Source organism: Streptomyces sp. NPDC048111 (assembly GCF_043202815.1).
Lineage (GTDB): Bacteria > Actinomycetota > Actinomycetes > Streptomycetales > Streptomycetaceae > Streptomyces.
The window spans coordinates 220,117-237,752 of the sequence record NZ_JBIDBD010000005.1 but is presented as its reverse complement, the minus strand read 5'-3'; the positions used below and the strand labels follow the sequence as shown (position 1 = coordinate 237,752).

Genomic DNA, 17,636 nt, shown 5'->3' with positions numbered 1-17,636 from the left:
CGGGCTACCGGGCCTCGGGCGGCCTCGCCCCCCGGCGCCCCGGGCCCGGGGACGCCACGGGCCTGCGGGCCACCAGCGTCCACACGCCGAGCCCGGCCACCAGGACCGTGCCCGTGCCGATACCGAGGGCCGCGAGGCGTTTCATCGAGCTCTTGTCGGCGGCGGAGCCGTGCGCGGCGGACGGGCCCGCACCGAGGTCGGGCGCCGGGCCCCGGTAGGCCGGTCCCGACTGTGCGGCGCCGCGCACCGTCAGACGCAGCGTCAGGCCGTAGGGGCCCTCGCCGAAGGTCCGGCCGACCTCGGGACTGAGCGACACGGCCAGGAAATAGGAGCCGTCGATCCGCATCGCCGAGGTGTCGTCCGACGGCGCGTAGCGGTTCTCGTAGGCGACCGGCGCGAGCGCGTCGAGCGCGGCCCCCTTCCGCTTTCCGTCGTACGGCGCCGAGGCTCCCGTCACCGGTGCCCACAGGGGGTTGTACAGCTGGAGGGAGAGGGCGGTGCCGACGTAGCCGTCCTTCGCCGCGTCGATGTTCGCCAGATCTCCGTCGGCGAACACCTGCTGGCCCCAGCCGAGCGGCACGCGGAAGAACAGCGTCTGGCCGGGCCGCAGGGAGTCCTTCCACTGCCCCGACGACAGCTCGGCCGCGTCGTGGAAGCCGGTGCCGCCGTGGATCGGACGCGGTGCGCCGGCGGGTGGGGCGGGTGAGGCCGAGGGCCAGCCGGTGGGGGCGGTGCTCGGGCCGGTCCCGCCGCGCGTGGGCTCGGTCGTGACGCGCAGGTCGAGGACCCAGTCCGACGGCGTGGAGGACGGCTCGTCCTGACGCTCCACCACCATGGTGTAGGTGCCGCCCTCCTGACAGGAGGACAGGCTTGTGCGCAGCGCGCGGTAGGCCGTGGCCGCGATGGGATGCGGGTACTGCGCGGAGCCGATGGAACGCCGCTGGGAGTCGCAGTCCTCGCCGTCCGCGTCCTGGATCGACACCTTGAGGGAGTCGCCGTAGGCGAGCTTCGCGTTCGCCGGGCCCGGCACGGCCACCGCCGAGGCGTACGCCTCCTCGCGGTTGTCCAGAATCAGCTGGAAATAGAGCTTGCCACCGGGCTTGATGACCGACCTGTAGGCGGTGCCGGCCTTCAGGAGGGGCGCGCCGACGCTCCGCGCGCCGCCCGTCACGTCCCGTACGTCATCGGGAAACCGGTACGAAGGGGACGACTCTGCCGCGTGTGCGGGCCCCGGTGCCGCGAGGAGCGCGCCGAGCGCGAGCACCGCCGCCGCCGTCCTCCGTGCCCTTGCCCCGGAACCGCAGTGCCTCGACCTCACGTCGCCCCGCCCCGCCTTTGCTCTCGCAAGTCAACTCTTCGCTCACGTGAACTCACTCGTGCCCGGGTCCGACCCCGGGACAGCACGAAGCCCCGGCCACCTCAGTGGCCGGGGCTTCGCAACCGGGTCTTTCGGTCTCACACACCCGAACCTGCGGGCACGGAGTCGGTCGCCTCCGTCCACAGATCCTGCTCGGCGCGATCCGCCTGGATCTGGCGGTACACGAGGAGCCCGCCGATGGCAGCCAGTGCGACCAGGAGAAGCTTCTTCACCGCGCGACCTCGTCTTTCCTTGACGTAAGGGACCTCTGCCGCCCGACTATACACACCGAGCGATATCCAACGGTGATGCTCCATCCGTGTGTAGTTCATCGGAAGATCCGTCGATACGGTGCGTCGCTCCTCGCTCCCACGCCGCCCCCCGCACATCATCAGATACAACGCAATTCGGGCAACCCAACAGCACACACTGCTTACGGAAGAGGCGAGGAATCATGGCTGCGAACAAGATCACGACCTGGTGGACCGCACTCATCGGCGCGCTTGTCGCCCTCCTCGCCACGCTCGGCCTGGCCGGCCAGGCAACGGCCGCCGCACCCGCGGCCTCCGTACCGCAGCACGACGTGACGTACAACCGCAGCGAACCGGCCACACCCGTTGCGCCGTCCGTGCAATGGGCCCTGCCCGCCGCGTCCGCCCTGCCTCCCACGATGAAGCAGCGCATCCGGGCCGAGGCCCACGGCTCCTCACCCTCCTCCCGGCACCGCGCCGATGTCCGTGACGCGGCCGACGACCAGGCGGCGGACGGCGACACCGCCGCCGAGGACCCGGTCGAGGAACCGGCCGAGGCCACCTCCCCCTGACCCACCCCGCTCCGCCCGAGCTGCGAGCCCGGCAACTCCCCCGAGTTGCCGGGCTCTTCGGTGTGCCCGACACCGGGACATGCACTGCGTTGCGTACGGCGGGACTGGACTGCGTTGCGTACGACGGGACGTGCGCGGCCCGGGCGACCGGGGTGGCCGGTGCCCGGGGTGGCCCGTCGGTGAGGGTGACGGCAGATCCGACGGGTCCGACGGGCCGACAGGTGCGGCGGGTTCACCAGGAACGGCCGGGCCCGCGCCACGCCCGCAGCACCGGACGGTTCCTGAGCGGGCCCGCCCCCCTGCCCCCTCTGTCCCAGGAACGCCGAAGACCCCCGGGCTCTCGCCTCGGGGGTCTTCGTCACTGTGGGGCTAACAGGATTTGAACCTGTGGCCTCATCCTTATCAGGGATGCGCTCTAACCAACTGAGCTATAGCCCCGCCGCGCTTTTCGGGATGTCCCGCGCGCTGACCTCTGAAGATTAGCGCACGGGACGGCCAGTCCCAAAATCGATAGCCGGTCGGCCCCGGGCCTGCGGTTATTCGTCCTCGGCCAGGGTGAGCTCGACGCCGCCCACGAAGCCCGCCGAGAGGTTGTAGATGAACGCGCCGAGCGTCGCCAGCGCGGTGGCGAGCACCACGTCGATCACCGCGATGATCGACGTGAAGAGCAGCACCCGCGGCAGCGAGAGGAACGACTGCAGGTCGAAGCCGTTGGACTCGTTCGAGCCGGTTGCCTCGCTGATCGTGCCGCCGACCGTGGAGAACACGCCCATCGCGTCCATCACCATCCACAGCACCGCGGCCGCGACGACCGTGCAGATGCCGAGTGCGATGGACAGCAGGAAGCTGACCTTCATCACCGACCACGGGTCGGCCTTGGACACCCGCAGCCGCGCCTTGCGCGTCCGGGGCACCGTGCGCGCCCCCGTCCGCGGCCGGCGCACGCCGTCGGCGCCGCGCTGCGGCGCCGGGTAGGCCTGCGGCGGGTGGTAGGGCTGCTGTCCGCCGTGCGCCGACTTGTCGCGCTCGCCGGGCAGGGCCCCGCTCTCATAGTCCGTACGGCCCTGTGGCCCCCGGGTCTCCGTCACCGTTACCCCCTGGGAGTCCGCGGCAGGGCCACGGGCACCGTTCGCTCCGGAAGCGGCCGCTCCGGCGCCCGTGGCTCCACTCACGCTTTACTCCTCGTGCTCCCCGGCCGAGGGCTGGGCGCCCTCGGCAGCAGCCTCGGCAGTAGCGCCTTCGGCGTCGTCGGCCCCGTCGACCTCTTCGGCCTCGCTGCCCGCCTCGGCGTTACGGGCGATGCCGACGACGGCATCGCGCTTGCCCAGGTTGATCAGTTGGACGCCCATGGTGTCACGGCCCGTCTCCCTGACCTCGTTGACTCGCGTACGAATCACACCGCCGCCGAGCGTGATGGCGAGGATCTCGTCCGTTTCCTCGACCACCAGCGCGCCGACCAGCGAGCCCCGGTCCTCCACGATCTTGGCGGCCTTGATGCCGAGGCCGCCGCGGCCCTGGACGCGGTACTCGTCGACGGGGGTGCGCTTCGCGTACCCGCCATCGGTTGCGGTGAAGACGAACGTACCGGGCCGGACGACATTCATCGAGAGCAGTTCGTCTCCCTCGCGGAAACTCATGCCCTTGACACCGGACGTGGCGCGGCCCATCGGGCGCAGCGCGTCGTCGGTGGCGGTGAAGCGGATGGACTGCGCCTTCTTGCTGACGAGCAGCAGATCGTCCTCGGCCGACACCAGCTCGGCGCCGATGAGCTCGTCGTCCGCCCCGTCCGCGGTCTCGCGCAGGTTGATGGCGATGACACCACCCGATCGGGGCGAGTCGTAGTCCTTGAGGGACGTCTTCTTCACCAGGCCGGCCTTGGTGGCCAGGATCAGATAGGGCGCCGCCTCGTAGTCGCGGATCGCGAGGATCTGGGCGATCTTCTCGTCCGGCTGGAAGGCGAGCAGGTTGGCGACGTGCTGGCCGCGGGCGTCGCGTCCGGCGTCCGGCAGCTCGTAGGCCTTCGCTCGGTAGACGCGGCCCTTGTTGGTGAAGAACAGCAGCCAGTGGTGCGTGGTCGACACGAAGAAGTGGTCGACGATGTCGTCCTGCTTCAGCTTGGTGCCGCGCACGCCCTTGCCGCCGCGCTTCTGCGAGCGGTAGTCCTCGGTCTTGGTCCGCTTGACGTAGCCGCCGTTGGTGATGGTGACGACGATGTCCTCTTCGGCGATCAGGTCCTCGATGGACATGTCACCGTCGAACGGCACCAGGGCCGAGCGCCGGTCGTCGCCGAACTTGTCGACGATCGCGGCCAGTTCCTCGCTGACGATCGCACGCTGCTTCTCCGGCGAGGCCAGGATCGCGTTGTACTCGTTGATCTTCGCCTGGAGCTCGTCGTGCTCGGCGACGATCTTCTGGCGCTCCAGGGCGGCGAGCCGGCGCAGCTGCATCTCGAGGATGGCGTTGGCCTGGATCTCGTCGATGGAGAGCAGGCCCATCAGGCCCTCGCGCGCCACATCGACCGTGTCACTGCGCCGGATCAGCGCGATGACCTCGTCGATCGCGTCCAGCGCCTTGAGCAGACCGCGCAGGATGTGCGCCCGCTCCTCGGCCTTGCGCAGCCGGAACTTGGTGCGCCGGACGATGACCTCGATCTGGTGCGTCACCCAGTGGCGGATGAACGCGTCGATGGAGAGGGTGCGCGGCACGCCGTCGACCAGCGCCAGCATGTTGGCGCCGAAGTTGGTCTGCAGGTCGGTGTGCTTGTACAGGTTGTTCAGGACGACCTTGGCGACCGCGTCCCGCTTGAGGACGATCACCAGGCGCTGACCGGTACGGGAGCTGGTCTCGTCGCGGACGTCGGCGATGCCGCCGACCTTGCCGTCCTTGACCAGGTCGGCGATCTTCTGCGCGAGGTTGTCGGGGTTGGTCTGGTACGGCAGCTCCGTGACCACCAGGCACTGGCGGTTCTGGATCTCCTCGACGGCGACGACCGCGCGCATCGTGATGGAGCCGCGCCCAGTGCGGTACGCCTCCTCGATGCCCTTGCGGCCCACGACCAGCGCGCCGGTGGGGAAGTCGGGGCCCTTGATGCGCTCGATCAGCGCGTCGAGGAGCTCCTCGTGCGAGGCCTCCGGGTGCGCCAGGTACCACTGCGCGCCCTCGGCGACCTCGCGCAGGTTGTGCGGCGGGATGTTGGTGGCCATGCCGACCGCGATGCCGGCCGAGCCGTTGACCAGGAGGTTGGGGAAGCGCGCCGGCAAAACCGTCGGCTCCTGGTTGCGGCCGTCGTAGTTGTCCGTGAAGTCGACGGTCTCCTCGTCGATGTCCCGGACCATCTCCATGGCCAGCGGCATGAGCTTGCACTCGGTGTACCGCATGGCGGCGGCCGGGTCGTTGCCCGGGGAGCCGAAGTTGCCGTTGGAGTCCACCAGCGGCATGCGCATCGACCAGTGCTGGGCGAGGCGCACCAGCGCGTCGTAGATCGAGGAGTCGCCGTGCGGGTGGTAGGTGCCCATGACGTCACCGACGACGCGGGCACACTTGTAGAAGCCCTTCTCGGGCCGGTATCCGCCGTCGTACATGGCGTACAGGACACGGCGGTGGACGGGCTTCAGGCCGTCCCGCACGTCCGGCAGCGCACGCGAGACGATGACGGACATCGCGTAGTCGAGGTAGGAGCGCTGCATCTCCGTCTCGAGCCCGACGGGCTCGATGCGCAGGGCGAGGGCTTCCTCGGCTGCGGCGACCGCCTCGGCGGCTTCAGTGGGCGTAGGAGTGTTCTCGTCGGCCATTGCTGGTTCTCAAGTCCTTTCGAAGCGGTCAGCGACAGACCGAGTCAGATGTCGAGGAAGCGGACGTCCCGCGCGTTGCGCTGGATGAACGAGCGGCGTGCCTCGACGTCCTCGCCCATCAGCACCGAGAACAGGTCGTCGGCCTGGGCCGCGTCGTCCAGCGTGACCTGGCCGAGCACCCGGTGCTCGGTGTCCATGGTGGTGACGCGGAGCTCCTCGGCGTTCATCTCACCGAGACCCTTGAAGCGCTGGATCGAGTCTTCTCTGATCCGCTTGCCGTTCTGCTTGCCGAGCTCGACGAGCGCGTCGCGCTCACGGTCGGAGTACGCGTACTCGAAGTCGTCCCGGCCCCACTTGATCTTGTAGAGCGGCGGGCGCGACAGGTACACGTGTCCGGCCTCGACCAGCGGCCGCATGAAGCGGAACAGGAAGGTCAGCAGCAGGGTGTTGATGTGCTGGCCGTCGACGTCGGCGTCCGCCATCAGGATGATCTTGTGATAGCGGAGCTTCTCGATGTCGAAGTCCTCGTGGACCCCGGTACCGAACGCCGAGATCAGCGCCTGCACCTCGGTGTTCTGCAGGATCTTGTCGATCCGCGCCTTCTCGACGTTCAGGATCTTGCCCCGGATGGGCAGGATCGCCTGGTACATCGGGTTGCGGCCGGACTTCGCCGAACCACCGGCGGAGTCACCCTCGACGATGAAGATCTCGCACTTGGTGGGGTCGTTGGACTGGCAGTCCGAGAGCTTGCCGGGCAGCGACGCCGATTCGAGGAGCCCCTTGCGGCGGGTCAGGTCACGCGCCTTGCGGGCGGCGACGCGAGCCGTCTGCGCCTGGATGGACTTGCGGATGATGTCCGCGGCCTCGACGGGGTTGCGGTCGAACCAGTCGGTGAGGTGCTCGTGCACCACCTTCTGGACGAACGTCTTCGCCTCGGTGTTGCCCAGCTTGGTCTTGGTCTGCCCCTCGAACTGGGGCTCGCCCAGCTTGACGGAGATGATCGCCGTCAGACCCTCGCGGATATCCTCGCCCGAAAGGTTGTCGTCCTTTTCGCGCAGCAGCTTCTTGTCCCGGGCGTACCGGTTGACCAGGCCCGTGAGCGCGGCGCGGAATCCCTCCTCATGCGTACCCCCCTCATGCGTGTGGATGGTGTTCGCAAAGGAGTAAACGCCCTCGCTGTACTGAGAGTTCCACTGCATCGCGATCTCGGCCGAGAGGAGACGCTCCTTGTCCTCGGCCTCGATGTCGATCACGGTCGGGTGGATCAGCTCGCCCTTGCGCGAGTTGAGGTACTTCACGAAGTCGACGATGCCGCCCTCGTAGAAGTACGTCACCGTGAGGGGCTGCGCCTCCTCGCCCTCCTCGGCGGAGTCCGCACCCGAGACCGCACGCGCCGACTCGCGCTCGTCGGTCAGCCTGATCGTCAGGCCCTTGTTCAGGAAGGCCATCTCCTGGAAGCGCCGCGACAGCGTCTCGAAGGAGTACTCGGTGGTCTCGAAGATGTCCCCGTCGGCCCAGAAGGTGACCGAGGTGCCGGTCTTCTCGATGGCCTCGTGCTTGGCCAGCGGCGCGGTCGGGACACCCAGCTTGTAGTCCTGCGTCCAGCGGTACCCGTCGGTCCTGACCTCGACGGCGACCTTGGTGGACAGCGCGTTCACCACGGACACGCCCACGCCGTGCAGACCGCCGGAGACGGCGTAGCCGCCGCCGCCGAACTTGCCGCCCGCGTGCAGCACGGTGAGCACGACCTCGACGGCCGGCTTGCCTTCGGAGGGCACGATGCCCACGGGGATGCCGCGGCCGTTGTCGACGACCCGGACGCCGCCGTCGGGCAGGATCGTGACGTCGATCGTGTCCGCGTGACCGGCCAGCGCCTCGTCGACCGAGTTGTCGACGACCTCGTACACGAGGTGATGCAGACCACGCTCACCGGTCGAGCCGATGTACATGCCGGGTCGCTTGCGGACCGCGTCCAGACCTTCGAGGACGGTAATCGCGCTGGCGTCGTACGAGGCGGTGACCTCGCCGTTCTCGCCGACGGCAGTGGACGGGGTGTTCTCGTTGGGGTTGCCGGAATCGGCCACGAAGCGCCCTTTCTGGCACAGCACAAGCCTTCCCCTGTACAGGCCAAGGGCGGCTGCGTCGTTCAGCGATGGTCAGCGTCGGACGCCACCCCCCGGGGGGCGAGCGTCCGACCGCGTCATTCGGTGGGTCCCGCGAAGAGGCGGGATTGTCCACCAGTCTACCGGTAGCGCCGACATGAATGGGGGTTTGCCGGTACCTGAGTCCGCATGTGCCGCCCTGAGCGGGCGGCTACCGACTCCCCATATCAGGGGAGGGGCCCCAAGAGCCTCACACGGGCATTCAGCGCTTCGGCCTGTCAACCTCCGACTACCGTGAGGGACACCTCAGGCCCACCACCCGCCGCCGGAGCCACCCGGAACCCTGTTTTCGCACGTCACAGCGGGTGCCCCAGGCCTGCGGATGGCGCGAGAAAGTGCGGGGTCGCGGGACCCTGGAACGCGCGGGGGCCCGCGCACGCGGCCTCCGCCCGGTTACCGGCGCACGGGCGCTGCGGCGCCCTAGCCGTAGGTGTCGCCGGGGCCGGTGCTCCCCGGGGCGCGCAGCCTGCCGTAGCGCTGCGGCGGGCCGCTCGGGCCGTACACCTTGATCAGCCGGACCGTGCCGTGGCCGAGGTCGGCGTTGATGCGCGCGACCAGCTGGGGCGCGAGCAGCCGCAGCTGGGTCGCCCAGGACGTCGAGTCGCACCGCACGACGAGGACCCGGTCCTCCTTGTCGTACGGGCCGGGCACGGTGTGGTTGGCGAGTTCCTCGCCGACGATCTGCGGCCAGCGGCCCAGCACCCCGGCCACCGCCGTCGGCGTCTCCCAGCCGCTCTCGCTGACCAGGCGGCTGATGGCGGCGCCCAGCGGCAGCGGATCGCGCCCGTCCGCGCGGGCGCCGGACCGCAGGCCCCCGCCCCGGCCCGCCTGCCGGCGCTGCTGCGCGGCCTCGCCCCGCGCCCTGGCCTGCTCCTTGGCGGCCCGCAGGGCGACCCGCGCCAGATCGATGCCCGACACCTCGGGCACCTTCGGCGGCTCGGCTCCCTCGCTCATACCCGCGCCACCTCGCCCGCCGAGACCTCGTAACGGGCACCCGCCAGGATCCCCGGAACGTCGTCGTCCACCGCGGCCGTCACCAGCACCTGCTCGCCCGGGGCCACCAGTTCCGCGAGGCGCTCGCGCCGCCGGGCGTCGAGCTCCGCGAACACGTCGTCGAGCACCAGCACCGGTTCGTTGCCCTCGGCCCGCAGCAGGTCGTACGAGGCCAGTCGCAGCGCCAGCGCGTACGACCAGGACTCGCCGTGGCTCGCGTACCCCTTGGCCGGCAGCTCGCCGAGCCGGAGCAGCAGGTCGTCGCGGTGCGGGCCCGCGAGCGTCACACCGCGCTCGACCTCCTGCTTGCGGACGTCCGCGAAGGCCGCGACGAGCTGGCCGTACAGCTCCTCGCGGGTGTGCCCGTCGCCGGGCGCCGACGGCTTGTACTCCAGGCTCAACGGGCCACCGCCCGGAGCGAGTTGCTCGTACGCCTTGTCCGCCAGCGGCTGCAGCGCGGCGATCAGGTCGAGGCGCTGGGCGAGCAGTTCGGCGCCGGCCTGGGCCAGGTGCTGGTCCCACACGTCGAGGGTGGACAAATCCATGCCGCGGCCACCGTGCCGGCGGGCCATCGCGGCGGACTTCAGGAGGGTGTTGCGCTGCTTGAGGACGCGGTCGTAGTCGGAGCGCACGGCGGCCATCCGGGGAGAGCGCGCGGTGATCAGCTCGTCGAGGAAGCGGCGGCGCTCACCGGGATCGCCCTTGACCAGCGCCAGATCCTCCGGCGCGAACAGGACGGTCCGTACGATCCCCAGCACGTCGCGGGGTCTGACCTGCGAGGACCTGTTGATACGGGCCCGGTTGGCGCGGCCGGGGTTCAGTTCGAGCTCGATCAGCTGGGAGCGCTCGCCCTGGGTGACGGCCGCGCGGATCACGGCGCGCTCGGCGCCCATCCGCACCAGCGGCGCGTCCGAGGAGACCCGGTGGCTGCCGAGCGAGGCGAGGTAGCCGACGGCCTCGACCAGATTGGTCTTGCCCTGTCCGTTGGCCCCCACGAACGCGGTGACGCCCGGGTCGAGGGGAACCTCGACCCGGGCGTACGAGCGGAAGTCGGCCAGCGAGAGATGCGTGACGTGCATGGTGTCGCCGACCTCCCCCGGCTGACCTACTGCTGTTGCTGCTACTTGGACTCGACCGCGTGGCCGCCGAACTGGTTGCGCAGCGCGGCGATCATCTTCATCTGCGGCGAGTCGTCCTGACGGGAGGCGAAACGGGCGAACAGCGAAGCGGTGATCGCGGGCAGCGGGACGGCGTTGTCGATCGCCGCCTCCACCGTCCACCGGCCCTCGCCCGAGTCCTGCGCGAAGCCCTTGAGCTTGTCCAGGTGCTCGTCGTCGTCCAGGGCGTTGACCGCGAGGTCGAGCAGCCAGGAACGGATGACCGTGCCCTCCTGCCAGCTGCGGAAGACCTCGCGCACATCGGTGACCGAGTCGACCTTCTCCAGGAGCTCCCAGCCCTCGGCGTAGGCCTGCATCATGGCGTACTCGATGCCGTTGTGGACCATCTTGGAGAAGTGGCCGGCGCCGACCTTGCCCGCGTGCACCGCGCCGAAGTCGCCCTCGGGCTTCAGCGCGTCGAAGACCGGCTGGACCTTCGCGATGTCGTCGGCGGTGCCGCCGTACATCAGCGCGTAGCCGTTCTCCAGGCCCCAGACGCCGCCGGAGACACCGCAGTCGACGAAGCCGATGTCCTTGAGGCCCAGCTCGACGGCGTGCTTCTCGTCGTCCGTCCAGCGGGAGTTGCCGCCGTCCACCACGACGTCGCCGGGCGACAGGAGCTCGGCGAGTTCGTCGATCGTGGACTGCGTCGCGGCGCCCGCGGGGACCATCACCCACACCACGCGCGGGCCCTTGAGACTGTCCACAAGCTCCTTGAGGCTGTGGACATCAGCGACGTCCTGGTTGCGGTCGTAACCGATGACGGTGTGGCCTGCGCGGCGGATGCGCTCGCGCATGTTGCCGCCCATCTTGCCGAGGCCGACGAGACCGAGCTCCATCACATGATCCTTTGACGTTGAGGCGTTTTCGTACCCGGGTCCGAGCCTACGCCGGGACCCCCGTACACACCTGCGGGGTCAGCCGCTCAGACGTACGCCCCGGGTGCCCGGGACGCACGTCCTCAAGCCTCTCAGCCGGACAGGCGCACCGGCATGATCAGGTACTTGTACGCGTCGTCCGCCTCGGCGTCCAGCGCGGGCCTGCCGCTGAGCAGGGCCGGCTTGGTCGAGGTGGTGAAGGCCAGCTGGGCGACCGGCGAGTCGATCGCGCTCAGGCCGTCGAGCAGGAACGTCGGGTTGAAGGCGATCGAGATGTCGTCGCCCTCCAGGCTGGCGTCGACCCTTTCCACAGCCTGTGCGTCGTCGCTGGAGCCGGCCTCCAGAATCAGCACGCCCTGCTCGAAGCTGAGCCGCACCGGGGTGTTGCGCTCGGCCACCAGGGACACGCGCTTGACGGCCTCGACGAACGGAGCGGTCTCGATCACCGCGACCGAGTTGAACTCGGTGGGGAAAAGAGTCCGGTACTTCGGCAGGTCGCCCTCGAGAAGGCGTGTGGTCGTGCGGCGGCCCGCGCCCTCGAAACCGATCAGGCCCTCGCCGGCGCCGGAGCCCGAGAGCGCCAGGGTGACCGTGTCGCCGCTCGTGAGCGCCTTGGCGGTGTCCAGGAGCGTCTTGGCGGGCACCAGGGCGACCGCCGACGCGTCCGGGTTCTCCGGCTTCCACAGGAACTCGCGGACCGCGAAGCGGTAGCGGTCGGTGGAGGCCAGGGTGACCGTGTCGCCCTCGATCTCGATGCGCACACCGGTCAGCACGGGCAGCGTGTCGTCCCGGCCGGCCGCGATGGCGACCTGGGCCGCGGCGGAGGCGAAGACCTCACCGGGGACGGTGCCGGTGGCGGTCGGCATCTGCGGCAGCGCCGGGTACTCCTCCACCGGGAGGGTGTGGAGGGTGAAGCGGGAGGATCCGCAGACCACGGTGGCCCGTACACCGTCTGTGGAAATCTCCACCGGACGGTTGGGCAGGGCGCGGCAGATGTCGGCGAGCAGGCGGCCGGAGACGAGCACCGTGCCGTCCTCGTCGACCTCGGCGTCGACCGAGACCCGCGCCGAGACCTCGTAGTCGAAGCTGGAGAAGCTGAGCGCGCCGTCCTCCGCCTTCAGGAGAAGGCCCGCGAGGACGGGAGCGGGCGGACGGGCCGGGAGGCTGCGGGCCACCCAGGCCACCGCCTCCGCGAGTACATCGCGCTCCACCCGGATCTTCACCGGAACCGCCTCCTGCTGTCGCTGGCTCGCCCTGCTGGCTTTCGTCGTCGGCTGTATCGCCGGGGACCAGTCTGACGTACGCCGCTGACAGTCGGTGCGCGTCGGGGTCAAGTCGCGTCGAGCGGTGCCGGAGGCTCCGGCGGCGAGTTGTGCACAGGCCCCACTTCGAAACGGATTCCCAGCTAACTCTAAGTGGGAGTAGTAGTAGGGGCTGTGGAAACCGTGGATAACCCCGTTTGCGCAGGTCACACCCGCTTTTTTGTCCACCGACCCTGTGGGTGGAACCCGTGGACAACTCGGGGTTTCTGTGGACACCCGAAAGTTCTGCACATCCCGTGCACAGGACAGGGGTAGTTCTCCCCAGCCCTGTCCCCAGCTTTACCCCGGTTCCCCACAGCCCAACCCGTCTCCTTCGTGTGACGGCTTTCACTCGCCCCGGTGAGCCGGGGTGTTTCGTTGCCGAACAGTGGACAGGGCTGTGGAGAAGCTGGGGACAACGGATCAAGACCTGTGGGCCGCCGGTGGACAACGTGATGCACAGGCTGTGGACAGAGGATTCGTCCACAAGCTGTGGAACGGCGATGCCCACAAATCCACAGGCTGTTGACCTGGGGTGATGGAGTATCAGGTGGCTCGCCTGTGGAAGCAATCTGGACAACTTCGCCCTCCCCAGGGTGTGGACGGAAGAAAGTCCTCAGATCTGTGGAGAACCCCCTCTGACCAGCCGGTATTCGAACACCGGCTGGTGCGGCGGACTCGCACACACGCGTCCTTGGCCCGCGTACGCACGGTTCGAAGGGGGCTCCGACAACGCCGAAGGGCGCCCGGGAGTGGCCTCCCGGGCGCCCTTCGGCCGGTCCGTACCGGTCGCGTCAGCCGTTCTTGATGCGGTTGGTGAGCTCGGTGACCTGGTTGTAGATGGAGCGGCGCTCCGCCATCAGGGCCCGGATCTTGCGGTCCGCGTGCATCACCGTCGTGTGGTCGCGGCCGCCGAACTGCGCGCCGATCTTGGGCAGCGAGAGATCCGTGAGCTCGCGGCACAGGTACATCGCGATCTGGCGGGCCGTCACCAGCACGCGGCTGCGCGAGGATCCGCAGAGGTCCTCCACCGTCAGACCGAAGTAGTCGGCCGTCGCCGCCATGATGGCGCTCGCGGTGATCTCGGGCGCCGCGTCCTCGCCGCCGGGGATCAGGTCCTTCAGGACGATCTCGGTGAGGCCGAGGTCCACCGGCTGCCGGTTGAGGGAGGCGAACGCCGTCACCCGGATCAGCGCGCCCTCCAGCTCACGGATGTTCCGCGAGATCCGGGACGCGATGAACTCCAGCACCTCCGGCGGGGCGTTGAGCTGCTCCTGCACCGCCTTCTTGCGGAGGATGGCGATGCGGGTCTCCAGCTCGGGCGGCTGCACATCGGTGGTCAGGCCCCACTCGAAGCGGTTGCGCAGCCGGTCCTCCAGGGTCACCAACTGCTTGGGCGGCCGGTCCGAGGACAGCACGATCTGCTTGTTGGCGTTGTGGAGCGTGTTGAAGGTGTGGAAGAACTCCTCCTGCGTCGACTCCTTGCTCGCCAGGAACTGGATGTCGTCGACCAGCAGGATGTCGACATCGCGGTAGCGCTTGCGGAAGGTGTCGCCCTTGCCGTCGCGGATCGAGTTGATGAACTCGTTGGTGAACTCCTCGGAGCTCACGTAGCGCACGCGGGTGCCGGGATACAGGCTCCGCGCGTAGTGCCCGATCGCGTGCAGCAGGTGCGTCTTGCCCAGGCCCGACTCCCCATAGATGAAGAGGGGGTTGTAGGCCTTGGCCGGCGCCTCGGCCACCGCGACGGCCGCGGCGTGCGCGAACCGGTTCGAGGACCCGATGACGAAGGTGTCGAAGAGGTACTTGGGGTTCAGCCGCGCGTGCGGCTCGCCGGGGCCGCCCTGCGCGGGCGCCCCGCCGGACGGCGAGGGCGCGAGGTGCCCCGAGCCGCCGCGCTGCGGAGGCTGCGCGTCCGGCAGCTCGCGCCGCTCGGAGCGCTGCTCGTGCCGCTGCTGCTCGTACGGCTGCTGCTTGGGCTGCTCGTAGGCGCCGCGCCCCTGGTCGTACTGGCCGTGGTCCTGCTCGTACTGCCCGCGCTCGGGCAGCTGGGGCGAGCGGTAGTCGTGCTGGGGCTGCTGGGGACGGGCGCCGTAGGGCTCGCGCCACTGCTCGTTCGCGCCGTCACGGTCCTGGAAGCCGCCCAGCCGGGGCTGCTGCCAGAGCTCCTCCTGGGCGCGCGGCCAGGCGCCGGGCTCGGGGCGCTGCTGGTACTCGCCGGGGTAGGCGGGGCGCACGGTCGGCAGGCCGTCGTCGGCGGGCCGGCCGTACGGATCGTCCTGGTAGCGCTGCTGCTGCGGGGAGGGCTGCTGGGGCGCGGGCGGCGCGGGTTCGCCCACCGTGTCGTCGACGGTGATCGCGATCCGGATGGTGCGGCCGCACTCGCGGCTCAGCGTCTCGCTGATCAGCGGGGCGAGCCGGCCCTCCAGGACGCGCTTGCCCCATTCATTGGGGACGGCGAGCAGCGCGGTGTCGGCGACCAGCGCGAGCGGCTGGCACCGCTCGATCCACTGCTTGTCCTTGGGCTCGATGCCCTGCTGCCCCTCCCCGAGGAGATGCTCCAGCACCCGTGGCCACACTGCGGCAAGATCGGCAGGTACATCAGCCACAGGGCACGCTCTCTCGCAGGTCCCACGAATGTGTGGTTCTCGGGACGGGATGGGATGGCACAGACAGACAGCAAGGACAGATGGGGAAAAGTTTCGGAGTTCGGCCACGGTAGTCGGGGCCACTGACGTGGTTCAAGTTGTTGTCCACAGCCTGTGCATACCGGGCCCCGCAGAAGGGCCGGTTTGACCGGATGGCGTAGCCGCGCGTACCGTAACCAGGTCGAGTTGTCGATGGCTGCTGCCGCCTGCCTCCGATGGGCAAAGATCACGATCTGTGGTCGTGAAGCGGTGCACACGGGCGTATACGCGAGCTACTCGTGGGCGCACGGTGACAGCCAGGCGATGTCCCGCCGCCAACGAATCATTTCTGGAGCCCCCGAGTGAGCAAGCGCACCTTCCAGCCGAACAACCGTCGCCGCGCCAAGACCCACGGCTTCCGCCTGCGGATGCGTACCCGCGCCGGCCGCGCGATTCTCGCGAACCGCCGTGGCAAGGGTCGCGCCAGCCTGTCCGCGTAAATCAGCTAACAGGTCATGACGTGCTGCCTACCGAGAATCGGCTGAGGCGGCGCGAGGACTTCGCGACCGCGGTACGCCGAGGACGCCGGGCCGGCCGCCCGCTCCTCGTCGTCCACCTACGCAGCGGTACAACGGACCCGCACGCGCCTGGGGAGAGCGCTCCCCCGACGCGTGCGGGTTTCGTTGTCAGCAAGGCCGTCGGCGTGGCGGTCGTCCGCAATCTGGTGAAGCGCAGGCTTCGCCACCTCGTGCGCGAACGGCTGTCCCAGTTGCCCGCCGGTAGCCTGGTGGTCGTACGGGCATTGCCCGGTGCGGGCGACGCCGACCATGCACAGCTGGCCCGAGACCTGGATGCCGCCCTGGCGCGGCTGCTGGGAGGGGGCGCGCGATGAAGTACCCGCTGCTGGCCCTGATCAAGCTGTACCAGTGGACGATCAGCCCACTTCTGGGGCCCGTCTGCCGGTACTACCCGTCGTGTTCCCACTACGGATATACGGCGATCGACCGGCACGGTGCCGTCAAAGGCACAGCCCTGACCGCCTGGCGGATCCTGCGGTGCAATCCGTGGTCGCCCGGCGGTGTGGACTACGTACCGGAGCGCAAGCGACCTCGGTGGCACGAGGCGCTGCGCGCTGCCTGGCGAGGTGACAAGGGCGGTCAGTCCGCCGCTGAGACCGAGACAAGCCCGGCCGCAGAGACCCCGCCCAATGCTCAAGGAGCCTGATTAGTGGACACGATTGCCAGTCTGTTCAGCTTCATCACCTGGCCTGTTTCCTGGGTCATCGTCCAGTTCCACAAGTTGTACGGCGCGATCTTCGGGCCGGACACGGGCTGGGCCTGGGGCCTGTCGATCGTGTCCCTCGTGGTGCTGATCCGTATCTGCCTGATCCCGCTCTTCGTGAAGCAGATCAAGTCGACCCGGAACATGCAGGCGCTCCAGCCGAAGATGAAGGCGATCCAGGAGCGCTACAAGAGCGACAAGCAGCGTCAGTCCGAAGAGATGATGAAGCTGTACAAGGAGACGGGCACCAACCCGCTCTCCTCGTGCCTTCCGATCCTGGCGCAGTCGCCGTTCTTCTTCGCGCTCTACCACGTGCTCGCCGGCATCGCCAATGGCAAGACCATCGGCGTCATCAACCAGCCGCTCCTCGAGAGCGCCCAGAAGGCGCACATCTTCGGCGCCCCGCTGGCCGCGAAGTTCATGGACAGCGCCTCCAAGGTCGAGGGCCTCGGCGCCTCGCTGACCGATGTGCGCGTCGTGACCGCGATCATGATCGTGATGATGTCGGCCTCGCAGTTCTTCACCCAGCGCCAGCTGATGACGAAGAACGTGGACCTGACGGTCAAGACGCCGTTCATGCAGCAGCAGAAGATGCTGATGTACGTCTTCCCGGTCATGTTCGCCGTGATGGGCATCAACTTCCCCGTCGGTGTCCTCGTCTACTGGCTGACCACCAACGTGTGGACCATGGGCCAGCAGATGTACGTCATCAGCCAGAACCCGACGCCGGGCTCCAAGGCGCAGGCCCACTACCTGGACCGGCTGATCAAGAACATCGGCACGCACGGCGAGGTGCGCGGCAAGAAGCGCCGCACCATCGTGCAGGCGATCGTGGCCAAGGGCCCGGACCGCAACGACAACGAGCGCAAGTTCATCACCGGGCTCTCCAAGCAGGGCTTCGCGGCCCAGGCCGACGGCACCGTGGTGAAGAGCGACGTGGCGACGCTCGAGGCGGAGGGCGCCGCGGCTCCCAGGCGCCAGCAGCCCAAGCGTCAGACCAAGGCGCAGCGCCAGGCGGGTACGGCCCAGCAGGACGACGCGGTCGCCAAGACCTCGCTGTCGAAGGACTCCTCCGAGGCCACGGACGCGGCACCCGCGGCGACGCGGGCCGAGAAGAAGGCCGAGCCGCAGGACGCCAAGCCCCAGCAGGACACCAAGCCGAAGCAGGGCAAGCCCACCGCGGGCCAGGCACGAGCCAAGTCGGGTCAGCGCAAGGGTCAGCAGCGGCCCAAGCACCCGTCCAAGAAGTAAGAAGGAGTCCATCCC

15 protein-coding genes and 1 tRNA gene are annotated in these 17,636 nt (G+C 69.2%); 5 read left to right on the top strand and 11 right to left on the bottom strand.

The window, feature by feature from the left end:
* Positions 1 to 4 precede the first annotated feature (4 nt).
* Positions 5 to 1,264: a hypothetical protein gene (locus tag ACGF3I_RS12715; protein ID WP_393131045.1), complete on the bottom strand. Its 1,260-nt coding sequence runs from the start codon at positions 1,262 to 1,264 to the stop codon at positions 5 to 7.
* A gap of 191 nt (positions 1,265 to 1,455) precedes the next feature.
* On the bottom strand, positions 1,456 to 1,590 hold the full coding sequence (locus ACGF3I_RS12710; RefSeq protein WP_003958712.1) for a DLW-39 family protein: 135 nt from the start codon (positions 1,588 to 1,590) through the stop codon (positions 1,456 to 1,458).
* Between the two features lie 221 nt (positions 1,591 to 1,811).
* On the opposite strand from ACGF3I_RS12710, the gene ACGF3I_RS12705 reads away from it, so the two are divergent.
* The gene (locus ACGF3I_RS12705; RefSeq protein WP_393131043.1) at positions 1,812 to 2,180 is read left to right on the top strand and encodes a DUF6344 domain-containing protein; all 369 of its coding nucleotides are present in this window, start codon (positions 1,812 to 1,814) and stop codon (positions 2,178 to 2,180) included.
* Between the two features lie 364 nt (positions 2,181 to 2,544).
* Here ACGF3I_RS12705 and ACGF3I_RS12700 read toward each other — a convergent pair.
* The 9 genes from ACGF3I_RS12700 to dnaA all read right to left on the bottom strand — a co-directional run bounded on the left by ACGF3I_RS12700 (position 2,545) and on the right by dnaA (position 15,071).
* Positions 2,545 to 2,618, bottom strand: a tRNA-Ile gene (locus ACGF3I_RS12700).
* A 98-nt stretch (positions 2,619 to 2,716) separates the two neighbouring features.
* Positions 2,717 to 3,352, bottom strand: a complete 636-nt coding sequence (locus ACGF3I_RS12695; RefSeq protein ID WP_393131041.1) for a DUF3566 domain-containing protein — start codon at positions 3,350 to 3,352, stop codon at positions 2,717 to 2,719.
* 3 nt (positions 3,353 to 3,355) lie between these two features.
* Positions 3,356 to 5,971, bottom strand: coding sequence for a DNA gyrase subunit A (gyrA, locus tag ACGF3I_RS12690; protein ID WP_393131039.1), 2,616 nt, complete (start codon positions 5,969 to 5,971; stop codon positions 3,356 to 3,358).
* 44 nt (positions 5,972 to 6,015) lie between these two features.
* On the bottom strand, positions 6,016 to 8,079 hold the full coding sequence (gyrB, locus tag ACGF3I_RS12685) for a DNA topoisomerase (ATP-hydrolyzing) subunit B (protein ID WP_393131037.1): 2,064 nt from the start codon (positions 8,077 to 8,079) through the stop codon (positions 6,016 to 6,018).
* Positions 8,080 to 8,553: 474 nt separating this feature from the next.
* On the bottom strand, positions 8,554 to 9,087 hold the full coding sequence (locus ACGF3I_RS12680; protein WP_393131035.1) for a DUF721 domain-containing protein: 534 nt from the start codon (positions 9,085 to 9,087) through the stop codon (positions 8,554 to 8,556).
* Entirely contained in the window at positions 9,084 to 10,205 is a 1,122-nt protein-coding gene (gene recF / locus ACGF3I_RS12675; protein WP_393131033.1) for a DNA replication/repair protein RecF, read from the bottom strand. The genes ACGF3I_RS12680 and recF overlap by 4 nt, the downstream gene beginning before the upstream one ends.
* Before the next feature lie 41 nt (positions 10,206 to 10,246).
* Positions 10,247 to 11,122: a phosphogluconate dehydrogenase (NAD(+)-dependent, decarboxylating) gene (gene gnd, locus ACGF3I_RS12670; protein WP_393131031.1), complete on the bottom strand. Its 876-nt coding sequence runs from the start codon at positions 11,120 to 11,122 to the stop codon at positions 10,247 to 10,249.
* A gap of 131 nt (positions 11,123 to 11,253) precedes the next feature.
* Positions 11,254 to 12,384, bottom strand: coding sequence for a DNA polymerase III subunit beta (dnaN, locus tag ACGF3I_RS12665; protein ID WP_393131029.1), 1,131 nt, complete (start codon positions 12,382 to 12,384; stop codon positions 11,254 to 11,256).
* Positions 12,385 to 13,256: 872 nt separating this feature from the next.
* Entirely contained in the window at positions 13,257 to 15,071 is a 1,815-nt protein-coding gene (gene dnaA / locus ACGF3I_RS12660; RefSeq protein ID WP_393131027.1) for a chromosomal replication initiator protein DnaA, read from the bottom strand.
* Positions 15,072 to 15,451: 380 nt separating this feature from the next.
* On the opposite strand from dnaA, the gene rpmH reads away from it, so the two are divergent.
* The 4 genes from rpmH to yidC are packed head-to-tail and all read left to right on the top strand — an operon-like array spanning position 15,452 to position 17,621.
* Positions 15,452 to 15,589 (top strand): 50S ribosomal protein L34, encoded by a 138-nt coding sequence (gene rpmH / locus ACGF3I_RS12655; protein WP_006381191.1) that lies wholly within the window; start codon positions 15,452 to 15,454, stop codon positions 15,587 to 15,589.
* A 20-nt stretch (positions 15,590 to 15,609) separates the two neighbouring features.
* Positions 15,610 to 15,981 (top strand): ribonuclease P protein component, encoded by a 372-nt coding sequence (gene rnpA / locus ACGF3I_RS12650; RefSeq protein WP_393131025.1) that lies wholly within the window; start codon positions 15,610 to 15,612, stop codon positions 15,979 to 15,981.
* On the top strand, positions 15,978 to 16,313 hold the full coding sequence (gene yidD, locus ACGF3I_RS12645; protein WP_078966182.1) for a membrane protein insertion efficiency factor YidD: 336 nt from the start codon (positions 15,978 to 15,980) through the stop codon (positions 16,311 to 16,313). The genes rnpA and yidD overlap by 4 nt, the downstream gene beginning before the upstream one ends.
* Positions 16,314 to 16,316: 3 nt before the next feature.
* Positions 16,317 to 17,621, top strand: coding sequence for a membrane protein insertase YidC (gene yidC, locus ACGF3I_RS12640; RefSeq protein ID WP_393131022.1), 1,305 nt, complete (start codon positions 16,317 to 16,319; stop codon positions 17,619 to 17,621).
* Positions 17,622 to 17,636 lie beyond the last annotated feature (15 nt).

Coding starts and splice junctions, on each gene's coding strand:
- ACGF3I_RS12705 (WP_393131043.1), top strand. CDS start 1,812: ATGGCTGCGAACAAGATCACGACCTGGTGGACCGCACTCATCGGCGCG.
- gyrA (WP_393131039.1), bottom strand. CDS start 5,971: ATGGCCGACGAGAACACTCCTACGCCCACTGAAGCCGCCGAGGCGGTC.
- ACGF3I_RS12680 (WP_393131035.1), bottom strand. CDS start 9,087: ATGAGCGAGGGAGCCGAGCCGCCGAAGGTGCCCGAGGTGTCGGGCATC.
- recF (WP_393131033.1), bottom strand. CDS start 10,205: ATGCACGTCACGCATCTCTCGCTGGCCGACTTCCGCTCGTACGCCCGG.
- gnd (WP_393131031.1), bottom strand. CDS start 11,122: ATGGAGCTCGGTCTCGTCGGCCTCGGCAAGATGGGCGGCAACATGCGC.
- yidD (WP_078966182.1), top strand. CDS start 15,978: ATGAAGTACCCGCTGCTGGCCCTGATCAAGCTGTACCAGTGGACGATC.